This window comes from Actinomycetospora sp. (genome assembly GCF_055612215.1).
The window spans coordinates 1-1,549 of sequence record NZ_JBVPVA010000290.1 but is presented as its reverse complement, the minus strand read 5'-3'; the positions used below and the strand labels follow the sequence as shown (position 1 = coordinate 1,549).

Sequence of the window (1,549 nt, the reverse complement as noted above, 5' to 3'; positions counted from 1 at the left end):
CGCGCCGGTCGGCACGCTGGTGCTGACCGAGCCGGCCCCGGAGTACCGGCTGGGTGACGTCATCACCTACCAGCCCCCGGTCCCGCAGCCGCAGGACACCAAGACGCACCGGATCGTGCGGATCGAACCCGGGCCGGACGGCCCGCTCTACATCGCCCGGGGCGACATCAACGGGGCCGAGGACCCGTGGAAGATCCCGCACCGGTCCGTCGTCGGGAAGGCCGTGTTCATCGCCCCGGGGGTGGGGTGGCTGCTGCGGGCGACCCCGCTGCTCGCGCTCGGCGGCACGGTGGTGTGGTGGGGCACGAAGCTGCTCGTCACGCGGTTCTGGCGGGTGCCGCTGCGGGTCCTGGGGTTCTCCCTGCTGCTCGCCACCACCACCCTGGTCCTCAAGCCCTTCGTCGCCACCATCACCCGCGGCATCACCGCAGACGGCACCGGGATGCACATCACGGTCATCTCCGCCGGGATGCTGCCGATCCGGGTCACGTCGAAGTACGGGGGCTTCGTCGACCTCGCCTCGGGCGAGATCAAGGCGCTGACGACGATCCCGCCCCCGGGAGCCCGGGGCACGCCCATCACGGCCGGGGTCCACATGCCGTGGTGGCTCTGGCTCACGATGACCGGGCTCTGGCTGCTCCCGCTGGCCTACGGCCTCGCCGCCGCGGTGCGTCGGCCCCTGCTCGACGACCCGCCGCGCGGCACCGGGCCCCCGGAGGACGGCGGGCCGGGCGGCGGCGCAGCGGCCGCGGCGGCGACCGCGATCGTGCTGGTCTCGGCGCTGCTCGTGTCCCAGGCCGCCCGTCCCACCCAGGCCGCGTACGCCGCACAGGTCGTCAACGGCGCCAACACCGCGGCGAGCGCGGCGTACTTCACCTGCGGTGGGGCGTTCCCCGGAGTCGCGGGCGCGCCGGGCACCACGTTCGTCTGGCCGCTGGACGACACCTCGGTCCTGACGCTGTCGCCCGCCCGCGACGCGTCGGGCAACGCCCGCACCGGCACCTACGTCAACGGCTTCACGTCCACGACCACGCCGTGCTCGCGCGACACGCCCAACCGCGCCGTGACCCTCGCGCCCACCGCGACCCTGCCGTCCTACGTCGCCACGACGGCGGCCGCCGCCGTCGCCAGCAGGAACGTCTTCTCCGAGGCGATCTGGTTCCGGACCAGCACCACCACCGGCGGTCGCCTGATCGGCTGGGGCAACCTGCGGACCGGACCGTCGACGGTCTACGACCGCCACCTCTACATGACCGACGGCGGGCAGATCGTCTTCGGCGTCTACCCGGCCGCCGTGCGCACCGTCGTCAGCCCGGCCGCGTACAACGACGGCCGGTGGCACCTCGCGGTGGCCACCCTCTCCGCGGCGGGGGCGGTCCTCTACCTGGACGGCGCCCAGGTCGCCGCGGACCCCACGATCACCACCGCCGAGGGCGGCACCTCGAACACCGGCTACTGGCGGGTGGGCTGGGACAGCACCGGCGGCTGGACCTCGTCCCCGACCACCAGTTACTGGACCGGCAGCCTCGGCTACGCGGCGGTCTACTCC

The 1,549-nt window shown here is 74.1% G+C and carries 1 protein-coding gene; it reads left to right on the top strand.

The features are described 5' to 3' along the window. Positions 1-1,549, top strand: a 1,549-nt coding sequence (locus tag AC0CYZ_RS08010) for a LamG-like jellyroll fold domain-containing protein (RefSeq protein WP_472214048.1), incomplete at both ends; no start/stop codon positions are given.